Source organism: Streptomyces sp. NPDC054047 (assembly GCF_055585065.1).
Genome location: NZ_JBVJKV010000001.1, coordinates 475788 through 496816, shown reverse-complemented (window position 1 = coordinate 496816; position 21029 = coordinate 475788). Strand labels below are relative to the sequence as shown.

Genomic DNA, 21029 nt, shown 5'->3' with positions numbered 1-21029 from the left:
GTCAGCCGAGGTCGCCCGCGGCCGTGCGCTCGGCGAGGCGGACCAGGGTGCGCACCGCGGTGCCGGTGCCGCCCTTGGGCGTGTAGCCGAACGGGCCGCCCTCGTTGAAGGCCGGGCCCGCGATGTCCAGGTGCGCCCAGGTGATGCCCTCGCCGACGAACTCCTGGAGGAAGAGACCGGCCACCAGACCGCCGCCCATGCGCTCGCCCATGTTGGCGATGTCGGCGGTGGGGGAGTCCATGCCCTTTTTCAGGTGCTCGGGCAGCGGCATCGGCCAGGACGGCTCGCCCGCGTCCTCGGACGCGTCGTGGATCGCGGCGCGGAACGCGTCGTCGTTGGCCATGATCCCGAAGGTGCGGTTGCCGAGCGCCATCATCATGGCGCCGGTCAGCGTCGCCACGTCGACGATCGCGTCGGGCTTGTCCTCGGAGGCCTTGGCGATCGCGTCGGCCAGGACCAGACGGCCCTCGGCGTCGGTGTTGAGCACCTCGACGGACTTGCCGCTGTACATCCGCAGGACGTCGCCGGGGCGGGTCGCGGAGCCGGACGGCATGTTCTCGGCCAGTGCCAGCCAGCCGGTGACGTTCACCTCGAGGCCCAGGCGGGCCGCGGAGACGACGGCGGCGAAGACGGCGGCCGCGCCGGCCATGTCGCACTTCATGGTCTCGTTGTGACCGGCGGGCTTCAGCGAGATGCCGCCCGAGTCGTACGTGATGCCCTTGCCGACGAAGGCGAGGTGCTTCTTCGCCTTGGACGACGTGTACGAGAGCTTGACCAGGCGCGGCGGGGCGTCCGAGCCGATGCCGACGCCGAGGATGCCGCCGTAGCCGCCCTTGGCGAGCGCCTTCTCGTCCAGGACCTGGACCTTGATCCCGTGCTCCTTGGCGGCCGCGGAGGCGACCGCGGCGAAGGCCTCGGGGTTCAGGTCGTTCGGCGGCGTGTTGATGAGGTCGCGGGCGCGGTTGAGCTCCTCGGACACGGCGATGGCGCGCTCGACCGCGGCCTTGTACGCCTTGTCGCGGGGCTTGCCGCCGAGCAGGACGATCTCGGCGAGCGGACCCTTGGCGTCCTTGCCGTCCTTGGCGTTCTTGCCCTTCGCGGTGCCGTTGTCCTTGTACGCGTCGAAGGAGTACGCGCCGAGCAGCGCGCCCTCGGCGATCGCGCCGGCGTCATCGGCGTCCTCGGCGGGCAGCGCGAACGCGGCCTTCTTCGAGCCGGACAGGGCGCGCGCGGCGGTACCGGCGGCGCGGCGCAGGGCATCCGTGCCGTACGTCTCGTCCTTCTCCGGCACCGTGCCGAGGCCGACCGCGAGGACGACCGGCGCCTTGAAGCCGGAGGGCGCGGGCAGCTTGGTCACCTCGCCCTCGCCGCCGGTGGCGCCGAGGGTCTCCAGAACGGACGCGAGCTTGCCGTCGTACGCCTTGTCCACGGTCTCGGCGCCGGGCGCGACAACCAGAGTCCCCTTGGCTGAGGCAGTGCCCTTGGCGACGCCGACGACGATCGCGTCGGCACGGAGGCCGGACGCGGCGGCGGTGCTGAGAGTCAGAGCAGTCACGGTGGTGAATTCTCGCTTCCGTAGAGTTCTTTGGCCGATGGGGTGGGTCGACCCGCCCGGCGCCAGCCTAGAACGGGCCGGAAAGCGCCGAACATGAGCCTACGCGCGTCGTGCCCATTCGATCGTGTCGGTAGAGATTCATCCGTTCGTGGCGCCGCATTTATGTTTCAAAGCGGCGGGCGGCGCCACGCTTCAGCCAAGTGCCAGGACGACCAGGCACATCGTGGCGGCGGTCTCGGCGAGCGCGCCGAAGACGTCGCCGGTGATGCCTCCGAAGCGGCGGACGCAGTGCCGCAGGAGGAGCTCGGCGGCGCAGACCGCGAGGACGACGCCGGCCGCGTACTGGACGGTCTCGTACGTCCCGAAGGGCGCGGCGGCGATCGCGGCCACCGCGGCGACGAACGCCGCCGTGAGCAGGGCGGCGCCCCGGGGGACCGTCCCGGCCACCGCGGCCCCGAGCCCCTCCGGGCGGGCCGGGGGGACGCCCGTGCGGGCGGCCAGGGTGAGGGCGAGGCGGGCGGCGGCCGCCGAGACGACCGCGGCGAGCGCGCCCCGGGTCCAGGAGTCCTCGTACAGCTGGAAGAGGACGGCCACTTGGGCGAGCAGGGTGAAGAGCAGCGTGATGACGCCGAAGGGGCCGACGTCGGACTGCTTCATGATCCGGAGCGCCTGGTCGGCGGGTTTGGCGCTGCCGAGTCCGTCGGCGGTGTCGGCGAGGCCGTCGAGGTGGAGGCCGCGGGTGAGTGCGGCGGGGGTTGCGGCGGTCGCGGTGGCGGCGAGGAGGGGGCCTGCGCCAAGGGCCATGAGCGCGGCGCCGAGCGCGGCGGCGCAGAGCCCGACGACCAGCCCCGCCAGGGGGGCGCAGAGCATGCCGCCGCGGGCGGCGTCGCGGTCCCAGCGGGTGACTCTGACCGGGAGCGCGGTGAGCGTGCCGAAGGCGAAGCGGAGGCTGTCGGCGGGGGAGGTTCGGGGCACCGCGGAAGATTACCTGGGCGGTACGCCTGATCCATCGGCACCGGGCACAACGATGGCCGCTGAGGGGTGATCGGGTGGGTGGGCGGGAAAGATCCGCCGCGCAGCGGCGGCACAGGCAGACCCCCACGCGCCCGAAGCGAAATGCGGCAAGCGGACCCCCGGCCCAGGATGGCCCCATGGCCGACTGGTGGGCGAGAAACATCGTGGAGCCGGGAAAGCTCCCGCTCCTGCTGGCCCTGCTCTCCTTCGTGGGCTCGTTCCTCGTCACCCGCACCATCACCCGCCTGATCCGCGCGGGCAAGGGCCCCTTCCGGAACATCAGCTCGGGCGACGTCCACATCCACCACGTGGTGCCCGGCATCTTCCTCATGCTCGTGGGAGGGTTCTGGGCGGTCGCGGCCGGTCGGCACAGCCTCGCCTCGATGTTCGCGGCCGTCATCTTCGGGGTCGGCGCGGGTCTCGTACTCGACGAGTTCGCGCTGATCCTCTACCTCGACGACGTCTACTGGAGCGAGCAGGGCCGCAAGAGCGTCGAGGTCGTGATGCTGACCGCGGCCCTGGTGGTGCTCGTGCTCACCGGCTTCACCCCGTTCGGCGTGAACGACCTGACGCCCGAGGAGCGCGGCAACCGCGCGGGCCTGGCCCTGAACGTCGCCGTCAACTGCTGCTTCGCCCTGGTCGCGTTGGCCAAGGGCAAGCTGCGGACCGCCCTGATCGGCATGGTGGTCCCGCTGGTGGCGATGGTGGGCGCGATCCGCCTGGCCCGCCCGGGATCGGCGTGGGCCAGGCGCTTCTACCGCAACCGGCACCGCACCCGCGCCCGAGCGGGCCTGCGGGCCTACCACCACGACCGCCGCTGGGCGGGCCCGCGCCGCAGGGTTCAGGACTGGATCGGCGGCAAACCCGACCCGGAACTGGCCCGCCCGCGCCGCCGCTGAAGCACCTCCGAGCAGCCGCACAGCACCAGCACAGCGGCGATCGCGGCGAGATGCTCCTTGCCCGCGAGGTTGTTCTTGACGAAGACCTCGGCGACCATCACGGCGATCACCAGCCCCGCCGTGAACCAGGCCCGGTAGCGCCAGCACACGTACACCGCGAGCCCCACCACCGCGGCGGAAGGGCCGGTGTCGACGACCCGCGCGTCGGACGCGGGCAGCCCCAGCGGGTTGCCGGGGCCCCACTCGATGCCCGCGCGCGCGTAGAGCGTCCCGGCGAGGGTGGCCGCGTAGCCGACGAGGAGCGTGCGCCACCAGCCGACGCAGATCTCCGCGATGCCGAACACCAGCAGGATCTGTACGAGCGCGCCCCACACGGGCAGGTCGAGCGCGGGCACGAAGAGCGAGAGCGGGGTGCGCAGCAGCGCGAGCCAGAGCGGGTCCTCGGCCCGTACGGAGCCGATGTTCTGCACGAACTGATAGCCCCAGGACTGGTTCTGCACGAACTGGAAGAGGGCCGTCAGGCAGACGGCGGCCAGCGTCATGGGCGCCGCCCGCCACCGCCGCTCGGCGACGCCGTCGCGCACGACGGCGTACAGCGGCCCCCACTCGGTACGCGCCAGACGGGTCAGCCGGCCCGCGGCCAGGGAACTCATCGTCGGGACTCCAGATGCTTGCGGTGCAGCCACTTCGGCAGGCCCGGCGCTTCCAGGAAGCCCTCCGCGCGGGCCGACGCGATGCCGATGCGCGGCAGATCGCCGCTCTTCTCGAAGAGAAGGAAGCGCGGCTCCCAGATCGGGCGGTACTTCGCGTTGGCGCGGTACAGCGACTCGATCTGCCACCACCGCGAGAAGAAAGTGAGCAGGGAGCGCCACAGCCGCAGGACCGGGCCCGCGCCGAGCCGCGAGCCACGTTCGAAGACCGACCTGAACATCGCGAAGTTCAGCGAGACCTGAGTGATCTTGATCTCGGCGGCGCGCTGGAGCAGCTCGATGACCATGAACTCCATCAGGCCGTTCTCGGCGTCGCGGTCGCGCCGCATCAGGTCGAGCGAGAGCCCGCGCGGCCCCCACGGCACGAAGGAGAGCACAGCCCTCAACTCGCCGTCGCCATCGGTGCATTCGAGCATCACGCACCGCCCGTCCTCGGGGTCGCCGAGCCGTCCGAGCGCCATGGAGAAGCCGCGCTCGGTGGCCCCGTCGCGCCAGTCGTCGGCCCGCTTGAGGAGGTAGGCCATCTCGTCGGCCGGGATGTCCTCGTGGCGGCGGATCCGCACCTCGTAACCGGCCCGCTTGACCCGGTTGTAGGCCTGGCGGACGGTCCGCATGGCCCGTCCTTCGAGGGTGAACTCGGCGGTCTCGACGATGGCTTCGTCGCCGAGTTCCAGGGCGTCGAGGCCGTGCCGGGCGTAGATCGTGCCCGCCTCCTCGCTCGCGCCCATCACGGCGGGCAGCCAGCCGTGCTCGCGGGCGTCGGCGAGCCAGGGCTCGATGGCGCCGGGCCAGGCCTCCGGGTCCCCGATCGGATCGCCGGAGGCCAGCGAGACGCCCCCGATCACCCGGTAGGCGACCGCGGCCTTGCCGCTCGGCGACCACACGACGCTCTTCTCGCGGCGCAGCGCGAAGTAGCCGAGCGAGTCGCGCTCGCCGTACTTGTCGAGCAGTTCGTGCAGCCTCCGCTCGTCGTCCTCGGTGAGCGGGTCGACCGCCCTGCGTGAGCGGAACGCGGCGTACAGGACGGCCAGGAGGAGGAGCGTGCTGAGCACGTTGATGGTGACGTTGACCCAGCCGGGCGTGGTGATGCCCTCGAACCGCCTGTCGTCGGCGGCCAGCGAGACCAGGCGCATCGTGCCGTAGCGCCAGCGGTCGAGGAAGGTCGAACGGTAGTCGTCGTGGGCGCGGTTGGTGACGGTGACCAGGAACGCGGCGACCAGCGAGGTCACGAGCAGGCCGCCGACGGCGACGGCCGCGGCGAGCTTCGGATTGGAGCGGTCGCCCTTGGCGTAGAACTCCCGCCGCCCGACGACCAGCGCGGCGACGAAAGCGGCGGTCAAGGCGAGGGAGATCCAGTTCTGCGCGTGTCGGCGGATCTCCGGGAAGACCATCGCGAACGCGAAGAGAAGCAGGAAGAGCCCGCTGAGTACGAGGTTGAGAATCCACGCTGCGCGTTTGCGGCGGCGCATCGTAATGGCCAGGAACATCGTGAACGCACCGGAGGCGAAGCCCGCGGTGAGCAGGTACGGCGTGAAGTAGTTCTCGGTGTTGTGCCGCCGCAGATCCTGCCCGAGGGAGACCCAGACCGCGCTCAGAAAGTTGATGAAGGTGACGGCGCGGAGGTACCAGACACTGAAGGCCGCGGCGAGACGCTGACGGCGCCCGGCAGCAGATTGCTCATCTCCCATGAAAAGGGATCATATGGGGCATGCCGGGCCGCCCTCGGCTGTGACCAGCCGCGCCGCCTGCCCGCTTCAGGCTCCTTCGGGCTCCGGGGCGTGGGCCTTGGGCTCCGGCTCGGTCTCCGGAGCCGTCTCGGGCTCGGCCTCCGGCTCCGGCTCCGATTCCGGCTCCGGCTTCCGCTCGGGCAGTTCGGCGGAGAGCGCCGCCGCGGCCCGCACCAGAGGCAGCGCGAGCAGCGCGCCCAGGCCCTCGCCCACCTGCACGCCCTGCTCCAGGACGGGATCGAGCGCCATCCGGTCCAGGGCCTTGGCCTGCGCGGGCTCCCCGCTGTTGTGCCCCGCGAGCCACCAGTCCGGCGCCCGGAAGGCGACCCGCTGGGCGACCAGCGCCGCCGCCGACGCCACGACGCCGTCCAGGATGACCGGCGTACGCCGCACCGCGCACTGGAGCAGGAACCCGGTCATGGCGGCGATGTCCGCGCCGCCCACCGTCGCGAGCAGCTCCAGCTGATCCCCGAGTACGGGCCGCGCCCGCCGCAGCGAGTCCCGGACCGCCGCGCACTTGCGCATCCACGCCAGGTCGTCGATCGGTGAGCCGCCGCGACCGGTCACCACGGACGCGTCGGTCCCGCACAGCGCGGCGACCAGCGTCGCCGCTGGCGTCGTGCCGCCCACGCTCACATCGCCGAGCACGACCAGGTCGGTCCCGGAGTCCGCCTCCTCGTCGGCGACGGCCATCCCGGCCCGCACCGCCGCCTCGGCCTCGGCGGCCGATAGCGCGTCCTCGATGTCGACGCGCCCCGAGCCGCGCCGCACCCGGTGCCCCGCCACCTCGGCGGGCAGCTCGGCGGGGTCGCAGTCCAGGGCCATGTCGACGACCCGGACGGAGACGTCGAGGCGGCGCGCGAGGACGGAGACGGGGCTCGCGCCGGAGAGTACGGCACGGACGAGCTCGGCCGCGCTGCCCGCGGGCCGCGCGGACACGTCGAGTCCCGCGACCCCGTGGTCACCCGCGAAGAGGATCACGCGCGGTCGCTCGATCGGCTTGACCGGCACCGACGACTGCGCCGCGGAGAGCCACTCGCCCAGTTCGTCCAGGCGGCCGAGCGCCCCGGGCGGCACGCTCTGCCGCTCCCTGCGCTCCTCGGCGTCGCGGCGCACCCCGCCGTCGGGCCGCTCGATCAGGTCGGTGAAGTCGTCGAGATTCAGCGAGCTCATTCGCCGAACAGTACCGGCAGGGCCGGACCCGGGTTCGGACGGCCCGGCGGCAGGCGTCCCCGCGCGAGCGGGACCACGGGGCGCGGCACGTCCACGGTGTCGCTGCGCCGGTGTCGATCATCCCTTACGTACCGTTTGGAGTGGCTTGTCGTGTTACTCGCCTGCGTACCGCTCGCACCGCCCGACAGAGGAGCCTGCCACGCCCATGGACGCCGCCCAGGCCGCCGCCGCCCAGGCCGAGAAGATCTTCGCCGTCCCGCATGCCACCCGCCGCCACCAGGCGCGGGCCCGCGCCATGGGCCGGTTCATCGAGCCCGAGAGCTGGCTGGACATCGACACAGGGCACGGGCACTTCCCCGCCGTGGCCCAGCAGGTGCACCCGTACACCGCCTTCGACGGCCTCGACCCCACCGAGCGCGTGGAGGAGGGCCGCAGGGCGGGCCGCGTCGAGGAGGCCCACCGCGGGCTCCTCGCCGACCTGGCGCCCAAGCTGGCGGGGCGCTACGACGCGCTGAGCATGTTCCACTACCTGGAGCGCAGCGCCGACCCGCGCATCGAACTCATCGCCGCCCGCACGGTGTTGCGGCCCGGCGGCCATCTGATGATCGAGGTCCCGGTCCCGGAGAGCCGGTACGCCAGGCTCCTGGGCAGGGGCTGGATCAGGCCCGAGCCCCACCACCGCATCCCGCTCACCGCTCTGCGACGCGAGCTGGAGAGCCTCGGCTACAGCGTCGTGGCCACCGACCTGCGCGCGGCGCACGTCCCCTTCGACCTGACCGCGGGTCTCGCCCTCGCCCTCGGCCGCATCCGCGCCGCGGCCCGCCTCGCGGTCCCGCTCCTCGCCGCCGCGGCCCTGGCCGACCGGCTCATCGCCCCCGTGGTCAGCCGCACCCGGTTCTCCAACGCCTACCGGGTCGTCGCACGCCGTAACCCGGACGCGTGAAGGACACGTGACCGGACGCGTGACCGGCCGGGTCAGCCCCGCAGGGCGAGCGCCTGGCCCGCCACGACAAGCAGCACGTGCTCGCACTCCGATGCGAACGCCGCGTTCAGACGGCCCAGTTCATCGCGGTAGCGGCGGCCCGAAGCGGTCGCCGGGACGATGCCCGAGCCGACCTCGTTCGAGACGGCGACGACCGTGCGCCGACTCGCGCGCACCGCGTCCGTCAGCTCGGCGACCCGCTTGCGCAGCGCCCGCTCGCCGCCGCCCGCCCATTCGTCGTCGTCCCACGCGTTCACCTCGTCCATGGCGTACGTCAGCCACAGCGAGAGGCAGTCGATGAGCAGGGGAGGGCCGCTCTCGGCGAGCAGCGGCACGAGGTCGCAGGTCTCGGCGGTGCTCCACGACCCGGGCCGCCGCTCCCGGTGGGCGCTCACCCGGTCCGCCCACTCGGAGTCGCCGTTCCTGGTCCCGCCGGTGGCCACGTACAGCACATCGGGGAAGGCCTCCAGGCGCCGCTCGGCCTCCACCGACTTCCCCGACCTGGCGCCGCCCAGGACGAGGGTGCGGCGTGGCACGTCCGGTACGTCCTCGTAGGCGCCGACCACCAGCGTCGTCCCGTCCGGCACGGCCCGCGCGCCCGCGGCGGCCAGCCTGCGGGTCAGCTCCGCGCCCGGCGGCACCTCATGGCCCAGATGGACGGCGATGACGTCCGTGGTCGGCCCGATGGCCCCGGCCGCCCGCAGCCGCGCGAGCCCGTCGGGGCGCCCGACGACATCGGCGAGGACCATCTCGTACGCGGGTTGCCCGTCCGGCACCCCGGCGGGGGCGCCGTCCGGCGGCAGATACAGCAGCCGCTCCCCGTCGGGGCCCACCACCTCGTACCCCGTGCCCGGATGGTCCATCGCCACCGCGCGCACCCGGTGCCCGGTGAGCAGCGCGAGCTCACGCCCGTCGGGCACCCGGCCCGGCTGCGGCAGGCCGGCCGGCACCTCCACCGAGGGGCCGTCGTGCGGATGGGAGAGCAGGACCTGGCGCACGCCGCCGAGCGAGTGCCCGGAGCGGGCGGCCGCGAAGGCGGCGCCAGGGGTGAGGTCGAGCAGCAGGACGCCGTCCACGAGCAGTGCGGTCGCGGCACGTGCGGCGCCGCCGAGCGCGGTCGCGCAGGCCGCGCAGGGGCAGCCGGGGCGGGGCAGGCCTTCGGGGTCGCCGGTGCCGAGCAGAGTCAGTTCCACAGGAAGATCCTCCCGCGTCGACGCGAGCGCCGCTCGCCCGGCTAGGCTTCAAGCGGCTTCAAACGGCTGTCGGACCATCGGGAGGCTCGCATGGCGGCATGGACGTGGCGGTTCGAGAAGGCGGACGGGACAGAGGTCCAGCCCGCTCTCACGCCCGAAGAGTTCACGACTCAGGGGGACGCGGAGTCCTGGGTCGGCGAGTTCTGGAAGGAGCTCGCCGAGGGCGGCGCCGACCAGGTGTCGCTCTTCGAGGACGCGAACAAGATCTATGGGCCGATGAGCCTGCACGCGGAGGACGCGGCGCAGGGATGAGTGACGCCTGAACGCGAGGGGGGTGGCCGCACCAGCGGCCACCCCCCTCGCACGCGGGGCCGTTCCTACATCTCGCCCAGCGTGACGTCGGCGGTCTTGTCGGCGCCGTCCCTCACGTACGTCACCTGCGCCTTCTCGCCCGGCTTCTCCCCGGCGAGCGCCTCGGAGAGCGAGGTGATCGTGGTGATCTCGGCATCGCCCAGCTCGGTGATGATGTCGCCGGCCTCGAGGCCCGCCTTGGCCGCGGCGCCGTCCTTCTGTGCCTCGACGACGGCGACACCCGCGGGCTTGTAGTCGTCGCCGAGGACCGTGCGGCCCGTGATGCCGAGGGCGGCCCGGCCCGAGTCGGTGACCTTGCCGTCCTTGATGATCTGGTCGGCGACGGTCTTCACCATCGAGGACGGGATCGCGAACCCGATGCCGGGCGCGGCGCTGTCGCCCATGCCCGGGTCGGTCGCGGCGAGCGTCGGGATGCCGATGACCTCGCTGTCGAGGGTGACCAGGGCGCCGCCGCTGTTGCCCGGGTTGATCGCGGCGGACGTCTGCACCATGTTCGCGATGGTGGCCCCGGCCGCACCCTCCGTACGGGGCTCGCTGACGGTCCTGCCGGTGGCGGAGATGATGCCCTGCGTGACGCTGGACGACAGGCCGAGCGGCGAACCCATGGCGAGCACGATCTGCCCGACCTCGGCCTTGGTGGAGTCGGCGAACTTCGCGGCCTTGAGCCCGCTGGGCGGGTCGTCGAGCTTGATGACGGCGAGGTCCTGCTCGGGGTAGGTGGCCACGAGCTTGGCGGTGAGGGCCTGCTCGCCGGTGGCCGTCGTGACCTTGAAGGTCTCTTCCTTGCCCACGACATGGGCGTTGGTGACGACATGGCCCTTGTCGTCGTAGACCACTCCGGAGCCGAGGCTCTCGGAGGCGTCGATCTGGACGACCGACGGCAGGACGTCCTTGATGACCTGCTGGTAGTCGTCCTGCAGATCGCTCTCCGCCAGAGGCGCGGCCTGAGTGGTGGATTCACCGGAGTCCCCGGAACCGGATCCGGAACAGCCGCCGATGAGGAGGCCTGTGGCGATGACGGCGGCGGTGACGGCGGCGGTGACGTGACGGGTACGGGTACGCGAGACAGTCATGTCCCGAGTGTCCTGTTCGTCCCCGTGTGGCGCCCTGAATTAGAGGGCCGATCAGGGCGTTCGGCCCACCCTCACCGACTGTGCCGCGAGGCAATCGGGTGGGTGGGCGGGAAACGTCCGCCGCCAGGCGGCGGTTCAGGCGGCGGTCCAGTCAGTCCCGCACGCCGCAGACGTGCAGCAGGGCGGCCACCCGCCGATAGGGATCGGTCCGCCCGGCCCGCTCCTCGGCGGCGAGCAACGCCGCCAACTCCGCGTCCTCAGGGGGAACCGCGTCGTCCGACGCGCCGTCGGTGAAGACCCGCACGCCGTACCAGGCGTGCAGCGGCGCGGCGATCCCCGCGAGCGACGAGGACACGGCGTCGAGCCGGTCCGCCCGCGCCTCGATGCCGAGCCGATTGCGGTACACGGTGGAGTCGAAGGCGGCCGTCGCCCCCGCCCAGTCCCCGGCGAGCCCCGGCCGCATGGCCAGCGCGTCCGCGTTGCGCACGAGGAGGGAGAGCAGCCCTCCGTGGGCCAGCATCCGGGCCAGGCCCGCGAGCAGCGCGTCCGGCTCGTCGACGTACATCAGGACGCCGTGGCACAGCACGACGTCGAAGCTTCCCGGCAGGAAGTGCACCCCGGTCTCGCGCCCGTCGCCCTCGACGATGCGCACCCGCCCCTGGATGCCCTCGGGCTCCGCGGAGAGCGCGGCGCGCGCCGCGGCCACCATCGCCGAGTCCTGCTCGACGCCCGTCACCTTGTGCCCGGCCCGGGCGAGACGCAGTGCCTGCGTGCCCTGCCCCATGCCCACGTCGAGCACGCGCAGCCGCTGCCCCACGGGGAAGCGCCCGGCTATCTGCTCGTCGAGCTGCCGGGTCACCAGCTCCTGGCGTACGGCATTGCGCAGACCGCCCAGCTTCTCGAGCCACGCGGCTGCCCCGCCGGCGAAACCGCTCAGGGCCGCTCTCCGCGCTTGACCTGCGGCTTCGGCAGCCTCAGACGGCGCATCTGGAGCGTACGCATCAGGGCGTACGCGACGGCGCCCTTCTTGCTCTCGCTCGGGAAGCGCTCGTTCAGGCGCTTCTTCAGGCGGACCGCCGTCGTCACCGAGTCCACGATGATCAGGACGATCACGAAGAGCCAGAGCAGCAGCGCGATGTTCTGGAGCTGCGGGATCCGGACCATGCTCAGTACGAGGATGATCACGGCCAGCGGCAGGAAGAACTCGGCGATGCAGAACCGCGAGTCGACGAAGTCGCGCGCGAACTTGCGCACGGGGCCCTTGTCGCGGGCGGGCAGATAGCGCTCGTCACCGCTGGCGAGCGCCTGACGCTGCTTGTCCATCTGGACGCGGCGTTCATTGCGCTGCCGCTTCGCCGCCTCCTTGCGCGTCACAGGCGTGTTGGCCACGCTGCGTCGCTGGGTCTGGGCCTCACTGCGCTTGGGCGTGGGGCGGCCCTTGGGGGCCTGCGGGTCACGGGGCTGCTGGGAGTCGGTCACCGGGGCCTTGCTCGCCGGGGCCTTCTCGTCCTTGGATCGGCTACGGAACACAAAACCCAAGGGTACGGGGTGCTGACGCATGGACCTCCGCCCGATGGGGAACGATCCGGCAACACCGGGCGTCTTGATTGTGTGCCTAAGGGGATGTTCCGTGTGGTTTACAAGCGGTTTTCGGGCGGTTCCCGGGGGTGCACCTACTCCCTACGCCTGAGCCCGGCCGGACACAGTCGTCCTTGGGGATGAGCGCATCGGCACGCGAACAGTGCGGTAATGGATGCAGGGCCCGTACTGTGGGTTCTGAGCAGTACCTGGAGCTGGAAGTCCGTCAGAAGGGGGCGCGCGAAGCCCATGAGCGGTGTCATGAAGCGTATGGGGATGATCTTCCGCGCGAAGGCGAACAAGGCCCTTGACCGGGCCGAGGACCCGCGCGAAACCCTCGATTACTCGTACCAGAAGCAGCTCGAGCTGCTCCAGAAGGTGCGCCGCGGTGTCGCCGACGTGGCGACCTCGCGCAAGCGCCTGGAGTTGCAGCTGAGCCAGCTCCAGAAGCAGTCCTCCACGCTCGAGGACCAGGGCCGCAAGGCCCTCGCCCTCGGCCGCGAGGACCTGGCCCGTGAGGCGCTCTCGCGCCGTGCGGCCCTGCAGCAGCAGGTGACCGACCTGGAGACGCAGCACCAGACGCTCCAGGGCGAGGAGGAGAAGCTCACCCTCGCGGCGCAGCGCCTGCAGGCCAAGGTCGACGCCTTCCGTACGAAGAAGGAGACGATCAAGGCCACGTACACAGCCGCCCAGGCGCAGACCCGGATCGGCGAGGCCTTCTCCGGCATCTCCGAGGAGATGGGCGACGTCGGCATGGCGATCCAGCGCGCCGAGGACAAGACCGCGCAGCTCCAGGCGCGGGCGGGCGCGATCGACGAGCTCCTGGCCTCCGGGGCCCTGGACGACTCCTCCGGGCTCGCCAAGGACGACATCCAGTCCGAGCTGGATCGCCTCTCCGGTGGTACTGATGTAGAGCTGGAACTGCAGCGGATGAAGGCCGAGCTGGCCGGAGGCTCGACGTCGAAGCAGGCCATCGAGCCGGGTCAGGGACAGCCCCAGGCCCAGCAGCCGCAGGACACCCCGCGCTTCGACAAGCAGTAGGTCACCGCTCACGTCCGAGGAGGGCGACATGATCGTACGGATCATGGGGGAGGGGCAGGTGAAGCTGGCCGACAGCCACTTCACCGAACTGAACAAGCTGGACGACGAGTTGCTCGAAGAGATGCAGAGCGGCGACGAGTCCGGCTTTCGCAGGACGCTGGGCGCGCTGCTCGACAAGGTCCGGGAGCTGGGCACACCCCTCCCGGACGACGCCCTGGAACCCTCCGAGCTGATCCTCCCGGGCCCGGACGCGACGCTGGACGAGGTCCGGCAGATGCTGAGCGACGACGGCCTGATCCCGGGCTAGCCGCGGGGCGATCGGGTGGTTGGGCGGGAAAGATCCGGCGCGAAGCGGCGGAACGGGCCTGCCGGGCAGATGGAGCTGAACCAGGACCGACCCCGGGGCGTCGTCGGCCGCAGGCCAAGCGGTCGGACCGGTCCCAGCCGCCCGCAGGGCCCCGTAACGTTTAAGGCGTGACCACTCTCGTGCGAGGCCGCTGTTGGGCCAAGGCGCATCCCCTGGCTGTGGACGCCGCCCTCGCGGCAGCCGTCCTCGTGTGCATGGTCATCGGTTCCTTCATCGAGCCGTACGGCCATGGCGCAGGCCCCAGCTGGGGCACGCGCACCCCGGGCGTGCTCAGCCTCGTCCTGATGCTGCTCGGCGCCACCGCGCTGATCTTCCGCCGCCGCGCCCCCTGGATCGTGCTCGCCGCGACCTGCGCCCTCTCCGTCGTCGACCTGATCACCGGCGAGTTCCGGGGCGCCGTCGTGATGAGCGCAGTCGTCGCCCTCTACACCGTCGCCGCCACCACTGACCGCCCCACCACCTGGCGCGTCGGCGTGGTCACCATCACCGGGCTCACCGGAGTCGCGATGCTGGCGGGCCCCCTGCCCTGGTACGCCCAGGAGAACCTCGGCATCTTCGCCTGGACCGGCATGGCCGCGGCCGCCGGTGACGCCGTCCGCAGCCGCCGCGCCTTCGTGGACGCCATACGCGAACGTGCCGAACGCGCGGAACGCACCCGCGAGGAGGAGGCCCGGCGCCGCGTCGCCGAGGAGCGGCTGCGCATCGCCCGCGACCTGCACGACGTGGTCGCCCACCACATCGCCCTCGTCAACGTCCAGGCGGGCGTCGCCGCCCACGTCATGGACAAGCGGCCCGACCAGGCCAAGGAAGCCCTCTCCCACGTACGTGACGCCAGCCGCTCCGCGCTGAACGAACTGCGCGCCACCGTCGGCCTGTTGCGGCAGACCGGCGACCCCGAGGCGCCCACCGAACCCGCGCCTGGCCTGGCCCGCCTCGACGACCTCGTCGAGACCTTCCGGCACGCGGGCCTCCCCGTCGAGGTGACCTGCGGCGACACGGTGGCGGAGCTGCCCGCCGGGGTCGACCTGGCCGCCTACCGCATCATCCAGGAGGCCCTCACGAACGTGCAGAAGCACGCGGGGACCGGCGCCAAGGCCGAGGTCAGCGTCATCCGCGTAGGGCCGAACGTCGAGGTCACGATCCTGGACGACGGCGGCGGCGAGAAGAAGAAGAGCGGCGAGCACGACGGCGGCGGGCACGGCCTCCTCGGCATGCGCGAGCGCGTCAGCGCCCTGGGCGGCCGCTGCGCCGCCGGACCCCGCTACGGCGGAGGCTTCCGCGTCCATGCGATCCTGCCGGTCACGGCAACGCCGGTCAGCCCGGCAGAGGGAGGGACCAGCGCGTGACGATCCGGGTGCTGCTCGCCGACGATCAGGCACTGCTGCGCAGCGCGTTCAAGGTGCTCGTCAACTCCGAGCCCGACATGGAGGTCGTCGCCGAGGCGTCGGACGGCGCGGAGGCCGTCGAGCTCGCCAGGTCCGAGGCCGCGGACGTGGTCCTGATGGACATCCGGATGCCGGGCATGGACGGCCTCGCCGCCACCCGCCTGATCAGCGCCGACCCCGCCCTCGCGCACGTACGCGTGGTCATGCTGACGACCTTCGAGGTCGACGAGTACGTGGTGCAGTCGCTGCGCGCCGGTGCCTCCGGCTTCCTGGGCAAGGGCGCGGAGCCGGACGAGCTGCTCGGCGCGATCCGGATCGCGGCCGCGGGCGACGCCCTGCTCTCCCCGGCGGCGACGAAAGGCCTGATCGCCAAGTTCCTCGCCCAGGGCGACGGTTCGGACGAGGAGGGCGGGGTGCGCGCCGAGCGGCTCGACGCGCTCACCGGACGCGAGCGCGAGGTCCTGGTCCAGGTCGCCGGCGGGCACTCGAACGACGAGATCGCCGAGCGGCTCGAGGTCAGCCCGCTCACCGTGAAGACCCACGTGAACCGTGCGATGGCGAAGCTGGGCGCCCGCGACCGGGCACAACTCGTCGTCATCGCCTACGAATCGGGCCTGGTACGTCCAAGGGTGGAGTGAGCGCGGACGCGATGTACTGCGCCCGCAGTATGCGCCACATAAGAACGGGTCCTCGGAGTGACGATTCCTGCTCTGGACATGGCAGATCGTGTAGGGGGCACCGGCCTGCCGGTGCCCGTTCCTGCGCAGTACGCCACAGAGAGAGACCACCATGTCCTGGCTGTCCCGGTTCAGCCTCGCCCAACGGGCCCTCGTCGGGCTGATATCGATCATCGCCCTCGTCTTCGGCGCGATCGCGATCCCTCAGCTCAAGCAGCAGCTGTTGCCCTCCATCGAACTGCCGATGGTGTCCGTCCTCGCCCCGTACCAGGGCGCGTCCCCCGATGTGGTCGAAAAGCAGGTCGTCGAACCCCTCGAGTCCTCGATCGAGGCGGTCGACGGCATCACCGGCATCACCTCCACGGCGAGCGAGGGCAACGCCGTGATCATGGCCCAGTTCGACTACGGCAGCGGCTCCAAGCAGCTCGTCGCCGATGTCCAGCAGGCCGTGAACCGCGCCGGGGCCCAGCTCCCCGACGACGTCGACCCGCAGGTCATCGCGGGCTCCACGGACGACATCCCCACCGTGGTCCTCTCCGTCACCTCCGACAAGGACCAGCAGGCGCTCTCCGACCAGCTCGACCGCACGGTCGTCCCCGCCCTGGAAGACATCGACGGCGTCGGCCAGGTCACCGTCGACGGCGTGCGCGACCTCCAGGTCGACGTCACCCCGGACGACAAGAAGCTGGCGAAGGCGGGCCTGACCCCGGCCGCGCTCGGCCAGGCGCTCCAGGCCGGCGGCGCCACGCTCCCCGCGGGCTCCTTCGACGAGGACGGCAAGAACCGCACCGTCCAGGTCGGCGGCGGCTACACATCGCTGAAGCAGATCCAGGACCTGATGGTCGCCCCCGAGGCCAAGCCGGGGGAGCGGCCGGGCAAGCCGGTGCGCCTCGGTGACCTCGCCACGGTGAAGCAGCAGCCCTCGGAGGCCACGTCCATCACGCGGACGAACGGCAGTCCCAGCCTCGCCGTCGCCATCACGATGGACCAGGACGGCAGCGCCGTCGCCATCTCCGACGCGGTCAAGGACAAGCTGCCCGACCTGCGCAAGGACCTGGGCGCGGGTGCGGACCTGACGGTCGCAAGCGACCAGGGTCCCGCGGTCTCCAAGTCCATCGACGGCCTGACCACCGAGGGCGCGCTCGGCCTGGTCTTCGCGGTCCTGGTCATCCTGGTCTTCCTGGCGTCGATCCGCTCGACGCTGGTCACCGCGGTCTCCATCCCGCTCTCGGTCGTGCTCGCCCTGATCGTGCTGTGGACGAGGGACCTGTCCCTCAACATGCTCACGCTCGGCGCCCTGACCATCGCCATCGGCCGTGTCGTCGACGACTCGATCGTGGTCCTGGAGAACATCAAGCGCCACCTCGGCTACGGCGAGGAGCGCGAGGCGGCGATCATCACGGCGGTCAAGGAGGTCGCGGGCGCCGTGACGTCCTCGACCCTGACGACCGTCGCGGTCTTCCTGCCCATCGGTCTGGTCGGCGGCATGGTGGGCGAGCTCTTCGGCTCCTTCTCGCTGACCGTCACGGCGGCGCTCCTCGCCTCCCTGCTCGTCTCGCTGACGGTCGTGCCGGTCCTCTCGTACTGGTTCCTGCGTCCCCCCAAGGACGTGCGCGACGCCGACCCCGAGGAGGCCCGCCGCAAGGCCGAGGAGAAGGAGGCGAAGAGCAGGCTCCAGCGCTTCTACGTCCCCGTCCTGCGCTTCGCGACGCGGCGCCGCTTCACCAGCCTCGCCATCGCGGTCGTGATCCTCGTGGGTACGTTCGGCATGGCACCGCTCCTGAAGACCAACTTCGTCGACCAGGGCGAGCAGGAAGTCCTGACCATTAAGCAGGAGTTGAAGCCGGGCACCAGCCTGGCGGCGTCCGACGCCTCGGCCAAGAAGGTCGAGAAGATGCTGGACGGCCTCGACGAGATCAAGGACTACCAGGTCACGGTCGGCTCGTCCGGTTTCATGGCGGCCTTCGGCGGCTCCACGGACACCAACCAGGCCTCGTACACCCTGACGCTCAAGGACAAGTCCTCGTACGACACGACGCAGGACAAGGTCGAGGAGGAGCTCGGCAAGCTCTCGGGCATCGGACAGACGTCCATCGCGGCCGGTGACGGCTTCGGCAGCCAGGACCTGAGCGTGGTCGTCAAGGCCGCCGACGGCGACGTGCTGCGCAAGGCGTCCGACGAGGTGCGCGACGAGGTCGCGAAGATCGACGATGTCACGGACGTCCAGAGCGACCTCTCGCAGAGCATCCCGAGGATCTCGGTCAAGGCCAACTCCAAGGCCGCGGCGGCCGGATTCAACGACACCACCCTCGGTCAGGCCGTCGCGCAGGCGGTCCGCGGCACCGAGAGCGGCAAGGCGATCCTGGACGACACCGAGCGCGACGTCGTGGTGAAGTCGGCGCAGCCGGCCAAGACGCTCGCCCAGCTGCGCGAGCTGAAGCTCGGCTCCGTGCAGCTCGGCGACATCGCCGAGGTGAAGCTGGTCGACGGACCGGTCTCGATGACCCGCATCGACGGCGCGCGCGCCGCGACGATCACCGCGAAGCCGACCGGCGAGAACACCGGCGCGGTCAGCGCCGACCTCACCAAGAAGCTCGACGCGCTGAAGCTGCCGGACGGCGCCACGGCGTCCATCGGCGGGGTCTCCGAGGACCAGGACGAGGCGTTCGCCTCGCTCGGCCTCGCGATGCTCGCGGCGATCGCGATCGTCTTCATGCTGCTCGTGGCGACGTTCCGCTCGCTGGTCCAGCCGCTGATCCTGCTGGTGTCGATCCCGTTCGCGGCCACGGGCGCGATCGGCCTCCTGATCGCCACCGACACCCCGATGGGCGTCCCGGCGATGATCGGCATGCTGATGCTCATCGGCATCGTGGTGACGAACGCGATCGTCCTGATCGACCTGATCAACCAGTACCGCGGGCAGGGCCACGGCGTCGTCGATGCGGTCGTCGAGGGCGGTCGGCACCGCCTGCGCCCGATCCTCATGACGGCCCTGGCGACGATCTTCGCCCTGCTCCCGATGGCCCTGGGCATCACGGGCGAGGGCGGCTTCATCGCCCAGCCGCTCGCGGTGGTGGTCATCGGCGGCCTGATCACGTCGACGCTCCTGACCCTCCTGCTCGTCCCGACGCTCTACGCGATGGTGGAACTCCGCAAGGAGCGCAGGCGCGCGAAGCGCGAGGCGAAGCGGGCGAAGAAGGCGGGCGTCCCGCCGCAGTCCGGCTCCGAGGCAACCGACCAGGAGCCGGCCCAGGTGTAGCGACGCCGCCGATCTCTCCCGCCCGCCCGAAACCTTGGGGGGTAATCGGGTGGGCGGGCGGGAGACCCGCCGCGAAGCGGCGAAAAGTAAGGGGCACCCCGCATATGCGGGGTGCCCCTTACGCACGGCTCAAGGCACGCCTACGGCAACGCCAGCATCCGCTCAAGCGCCAGCTTCGCGAACTGCTCGGTCTCGCGGTCGACCTCGATCTGGTTGACCAGCTTGCCCTCGGCGAGGGACTCCAGCGCCCAGACCAGGTGGGGCAGGTCGATCCGGTTCATGGTCGAACAGAAGCAGACCGTCTTGTCGAGGAAGACGATCTCCTTGTCCTCGGCGGCGAAACGGTTCGCCAGACGGCGTACGAGGTTCAGCTCGGTCCCGATCGCCCACTTGGAACCGGCGGGAGCCGCCTCCAGGGTCTGGATGATGTGCTCCGTGGAGCCCACGTAGTCCGCGGCGGCCACGACCTCGTGCTTGCACTCGGGGTGCACCAGGACGTTCACGCCGGGAATCCGCGCGCGCACGTCCTCCACGGACTCCAGCGAGAAGCGCCCGTGCACCGAGCAGTGCCCGCGCCACAGGATCATCTTCGCGTTCCGCAGCTGCTCGGCGGTCAGGCCGCCGTTCGGCTTGTGCGGGTTGTAGAGGACGCAGTCGTCGAGCGAGAAGCCCATGTCGCGCACGGCGGTATTGCGCCCGAGGTGCTGGTCGGGAAGGAAAAGGACCTTCTCTCCCTGCTCATAGGCCCACTCCAGGGCGCGCTTGGCGTTGGACGAGGTGCAGATCGTCCCGCCGTGCTTGCCGGTGAAGGCCTTGATGTCGGCCGACGAGTTCATGTACGAGACGGGCACGACCTGCTCGGCTATCCCGGCCTCGGCCAGCACGTCCCAGCACTCCGCGACCTGCTCGGCGGTGGCCATGTCGGCCATAGAGCAGCCGGCGGCAAGGTCGGGCAGGACGACCTTCTGGTCGTCGGTGGTCAGGATGTCCGCGGACTCGGCCATGAAGTGCACGCCGCAGAAGACGATGTACTCGGCCTCCGGCTTGGCTGCCGCGTCCTTGGCCAGCTTGAAGGAGTCGCCGGTGACATCCGCGAACTGGATGACCTCGTCGCGCTGGTAGTGGTGGCCGAGGACGAAGACCTTGTCGCCGAGCTTCTCCTTGGCCGCGCGTGCGCGCTCCACGAGGTCGGGGTCGGAGGGCGACGGCAGATCGCCGGGGCACTCCACGCCGCGCTCGCTCCTGGGGTCGGCCTCGCGGCCGAGCAGCAGCAGGGCGAGCGGCGTGGGCTGAACATCGAGGTCCACGAGGTCCCCGGAGGACTGGGCGGTGGTCACGACACGCACCCTTTCTGTTCTGCAGACGAGCCTTTTCGTCTAATTGACGTTATCTATCATAACCGCTTCACGTCAGTTTGACGATGGCCATAGTGTCGATGTGACGCGTTCGCCTCCGACGGGCCGATGCCCCGCGCGGCGGCATGTGCGAGCATGAAGGGACAGCCAGCCGAGAGACACAGCACTCGGCCCGGAATGAATCCGCGGCCCCGGCGGTTGCAACCGTCGGCAAGCAGTCTCCGTACAACCCGGGAGAGAAGCAGATGTCCGTATCGGACGAGACCACCACCGTGAGCGACGGCATCCTCCTGTCCGACGCCGCCGCGGCCAAGGTCAAGGGCCTTCTTGAGCAGGAGGGCCGGGACGATCTCGCGCTGCGCGTCGCCGTTCAGCCCGGCGGCTGCTCGGGCCTTCGCTACCAGCTGTTCTTCGACGAGCGCTCGCTCGACGGCGACGTGGTCAAGGACTTCGACGGCGTGAAGGTCGTCACCGACCGGATGAGCGCTCCTTACCTGGGCGGCGCCTCCATCGACTTCGTCGACACCATCGAGAAGCAGGGCTTCACGATCGACAACCCGAACGCCACGGGCTCCTGCGCCTGCGGCGACTCGTTCAGCTAGACCCGTACCTGCGAAGGCGGCCCCCGAAGAACTTCGGGGGCCGCCTTCGTTTGTGGCGTGCTGCTTG

General features: G+C 71.2%; 19 protein-coding genes. 9 read left to right on the top strand and 10 right to left on the bottom strand.

Features of this window, described 5'->3' with window-relative positions; all coding sequences use genetic code 11:
- Window position 1: 1 nt before the first annotated feature.
- Both ACZ6ZP_RS02325 and ACZ6ZP_RS02320 read right to left on the bottom strand, forming a co-directional pair.
- The gene (locus ACZ6ZP_RS02325) at window positions 2-1555 is read right to left on the bottom strand and encodes a leucyl aminopeptidase (RefSeq protein ID WP_351159534.1); all 1554 of its coding nucleotides are present in this window, start codon (window positions 1553-1555) and stop codon (window positions 2-4) included.
- Between the two features lie 192 nt (window positions 1556-1747).
- Entirely contained in the window at window positions 1748-2530 is a 783-nt protein-coding gene (locus ACZ6ZP_RS02320) for an adenosylcobinamide-GDP ribazoletransferase (protein ID WP_469405254.1), read from the bottom strand.
- 176 nt (window positions 2531-2706) lie between these two features.
- On the opposite strand from ACZ6ZP_RS02320, the gene ACZ6ZP_RS02315 reads away from it, so the two are divergent.
- On the top strand, window positions 2707-3468 hold the full coding sequence (locus ACZ6ZP_RS02315; protein ID WP_351159530.1) for a hypothetical protein: 762 nt from the start codon (window positions 2707-2709) through the stop codon (window positions 3466-3468).
- On the opposite strand, the gene ACZ6ZP_RS02310 is transcribed toward ACZ6ZP_RS02315, so the two are convergent.
- From ACZ6ZP_RS02310 to cobT, 3 genes are all read right to left on the bottom strand, one after another.
- Window positions 3411-4121: a hypothetical protein gene (locus tag ACZ6ZP_RS02310; protein ID WP_361470540.1), complete on the bottom strand. Its 711-nt coding sequence runs from the start codon at window positions 4119-4121 to the stop codon at window positions 3411-3413. The two genes, ACZ6ZP_RS02315 and ACZ6ZP_RS02310, sit on opposite strands and share 58 nt — an antisense overlap.
- Window positions 4118-5866: a phosphatidylglycerol lysyltransferase domain-containing protein gene (locus tag ACZ6ZP_RS02305; protein ID WP_469405251.1), complete on the bottom strand. Its 1749-nt coding sequence runs from the start codon at window positions 5864-5866 to the stop codon at window positions 4118-4120. Before ACZ6ZP_RS02305 ends, ACZ6ZP_RS02310 begins: the two co-directional genes overlap by 4 nt.
- Window positions 5867-5932: 66 nt before the next feature.
- Window positions 5933-7078 (bottom strand): nicotinate-nucleotide--dimethylbenzimidazole phosphoribosyltransferase, encoded by a 1146-nt coding sequence (gene cobT / locus ACZ6ZP_RS02300; protein WP_351159523.1) that lies wholly within the window; start codon window positions 7076-7078, stop codon window positions 5933-5935.
- Window positions 7079-7283: 205 nt separating this feature from the next.
- Here cobT and ACZ6ZP_RS02295 point away from each other — a divergent pair, with 205 nt between their 5' ends.
- Complete coding sequence (locus tag ACZ6ZP_RS02295) at window positions 7284-8021, top strand: class I SAM-dependent methyltransferase (RefSeq protein ID WP_351159521.1); 738 nt, start codon at window positions 7284-7286, stop codon at window positions 8019-8021.
- A gap of 32 nt (window positions 8022-8053) precedes the next feature.
- On the opposite strand, the gene ACZ6ZP_RS02290 is transcribed toward ACZ6ZP_RS02295, so the two are convergent.
- Complete coding sequence (locus ACZ6ZP_RS02290; RefSeq protein ID WP_351159519.1) at window positions 8054-9253, bottom strand: bifunctional adenosylcobinamide kinase/adenosylcobinamide-phosphate guanylyltransferase; 1200 nt, start codon at window positions 9251-9253, stop codon at window positions 8054-8056.
- Window positions 9254-9343: 90 nt separating this feature from the next.
- Between ACZ6ZP_RS02290 and ACZ6ZP_RS02285 the strand changes: the two genes are divergently transcribed.
- On the top strand, window positions 9344-9565 hold the full coding sequence (locus ACZ6ZP_RS02285) for a hypothetical protein (RefSeq protein ID WP_351159517.1): 222 nt from the start codon (window positions 9344-9346) through the stop codon (window positions 9563-9565).
- 65 nt (window positions 9566-9630) lie between these two features.
- Here the strand turns inward: ACZ6ZP_RS02285 and ACZ6ZP_RS02280 are convergent, their stop codons facing one another.
- The 3 genes from ACZ6ZP_RS02280 to ACZ6ZP_RS02270 all read right to left on the bottom strand — a co-directional run bounded on the left by ACZ6ZP_RS02280 (window position 9631) and on the right by ACZ6ZP_RS02270 (window position 12258).
- Window positions 9631-10698, bottom strand: a complete 1068-nt coding sequence (locus ACZ6ZP_RS02280) for a S1C family serine protease (protein WP_351159515.1) — start codon at window positions 10696-10698, stop codon at window positions 9631-9633.
- Between the two features lie 151 nt (window positions 10699-10849).
- Window positions 10850-11557, bottom strand: a complete 708-nt coding sequence (locus tag ACZ6ZP_RS02275; protein ID WP_361470533.1) for a class I SAM-dependent methyltransferase — start codon at window positions 11555-11557, stop codon at window positions 10850-10852.
- A 74-nt stretch (window positions 11558-11631) separates the two neighbouring features.
- Window positions 11632-12258: a DUF3043 domain-containing protein gene (locus ACZ6ZP_RS02270; protein ID WP_351159511.1), complete on the bottom strand. Its 627-nt coding sequence runs from the start codon at window positions 12256-12258 to the stop codon at window positions 11632-11634.
- A gap of 267 nt (window positions 12259-12525) precedes the next feature.
- Here ACZ6ZP_RS02270 and ACZ6ZP_RS02265 point away from each other — a divergent pair, with 267 nt between their 5' ends.
- The 5 genes from ACZ6ZP_RS02265 to ACZ6ZP_RS02245 all read left to right on the top strand — a co-directional run bounded on the left by ACZ6ZP_RS02265 (window position 12526) and on the right by ACZ6ZP_RS02245 (window position 19005).
- Entirely contained in the window at window positions 12526-13317 is a 792-nt protein-coding gene (locus tag ACZ6ZP_RS02265) for a PspA/IM30 family protein (RefSeq protein ID WP_351159509.1), read from the top strand.
- Between the two features lie 28 nt (window positions 13318-13345).
- Window positions 13346-13624, top strand: coding sequence for a PspA-associated protein PspAA (pspAA, locus tag ACZ6ZP_RS02260; RefSeq protein ID WP_351159506.1), 279 nt, complete (start codon window positions 13346-13348; stop codon window positions 13622-13624).
- Between the two features lie 167 nt (window positions 13625-13791).
- The gene (locus ACZ6ZP_RS02255) at window positions 13792-15030 is read left to right on the top strand and encodes a sensor histidine kinase (protein WP_351159504.1); all 1239 of its coding nucleotides are present in this window, start codon (window positions 13792-13794) and stop codon (window positions 15028-15030) included.
- Complete coding sequence (locus ACZ6ZP_RS02250) at window positions 15027-15707, top strand: response regulator transcription factor (protein WP_361470530.1); 681 nt, start codon at window positions 15027-15029, stop codon at window positions 15705-15707. Before ACZ6ZP_RS02255 ends, ACZ6ZP_RS02250 begins: the two co-directional genes overlap by 4 nt.
- Before the next feature lie 151 nt (window positions 15708-15858).
- Entirely contained in the window at window positions 15859-19005 is a 3147-nt protein-coding gene (locus tag ACZ6ZP_RS02245) for an efflux RND transporter permease subunit (RefSeq protein WP_469405246.1), read from the top strand.
- Between the two features lie 140 nt (window positions 19006-19145).
- On the opposite strand, the gene nadA is transcribed toward ACZ6ZP_RS02245, so the two are convergent.
- Complete coding sequence (nadA, locus tag ACZ6ZP_RS02240; RefSeq protein WP_383819399.1) at window positions 19146-20351, bottom strand: quinolinate synthase NadA; 1206 nt, start codon at window positions 20349-20351, stop codon at window positions 19146-19148.
- Between the two features lie 254 nt (window positions 20352-20605).
- On the opposite strand from nadA, the gene ACZ6ZP_RS02235 reads away from it, so the two are divergent.
- On the top strand, window positions 20606-20962 hold the full coding sequence (locus ACZ6ZP_RS02235; RefSeq protein WP_030933606.1) for a HesB/IscA family protein: 357 nt from the start codon (window positions 20606-20608) through the stop codon (window positions 20960-20962).
- Window positions 20963-21029 lie beyond the last annotated feature (67 nt).

Bases quoted from the DNA above. Each gene is read 5' to 3' on its own strand.
- ACZ6ZP_RS02315 (WP_351159530.1), top strand. From the start codon at position 2,707: ATGGCCGACTGGTGGGCGAGAAACATCGTGGAGCCGGGAAAGCTCCCG.
- ACZ6ZP_RS02310 (WP_361470540.1), bottom strand. From the start codon at position 4,121: ATGAGTTCCCTGGCCGCGGGCCGGCTGACCCGTCTGGCGCGTACCGAG.
- ACZ6ZP_RS02305 (WP_469405251.1), bottom strand. From the start codon at position 5,866: ATGGGAGATGAGCAATCTGCTGCCGGGCGCCGTCAGCGTCTCGCCGCG.
- cobT (WP_351159523.1), bottom strand. From the start codon at position 7,078: ATGAGCTCGCTGAATCTCGACGACTTCACCGACCTGATCGAGCGGCCC.
- ACZ6ZP_RS02295 (WP_351159521.1), top strand. From the start codon at position 7,284: ATGGACGCCGCCCAGGCCGCCGCCGCCCAGGCCGAGAAGATCTTCGCC.
- ACZ6ZP_RS02285 (WP_351159517.1), top strand. From the start codon at position 9,344: ATGGCGGCATGGACGTGGCGGTTCGAGAAGGCGGACGGGACAGAGGTC.
- ACZ6ZP_RS02280 (WP_351159515.1), bottom strand. From the start codon at position 10,698: ATGACTGTCTCGCGTACCCGTACCCGTCACGTCACCGCCGCCGTCACC.
- ACZ6ZP_RS02270 (WP_351159511.1), bottom strand. From the start codon at position 12,258: ATGCGTCAGCACCCCGTACCCTTGGGTTTTGTGTTCCGTAGCCGATCC.
- ACZ6ZP_RS02265 (WP_351159509.1), top strand. From the start codon at position 12,526: ATGAGCGGTGTCATGAAGCGTATGGGGATGATCTTCCGCGCGAAGGCG.
- pspAA (WP_351159506.1), top strand. From the start codon at position 13,346: ATGATCGTACGGATCATGGGGGAGGGGCAGGTGAAGCTGGCCGACAGC.
- ACZ6ZP_RS02245 (WP_469405246.1), top strand. From the start codon at position 15,859: ATGTCCTGGCTGTCCCGGTTCAGCCTCGCCCAACGGGCCCTCGTCGGG.
- ACZ6ZP_RS02235 (WP_030933606.1), top strand. From the start codon at position 20,606: ATGTCCGTATCGGACGAGACCACCACCGTGAGCGACGGCATCCTCCTG.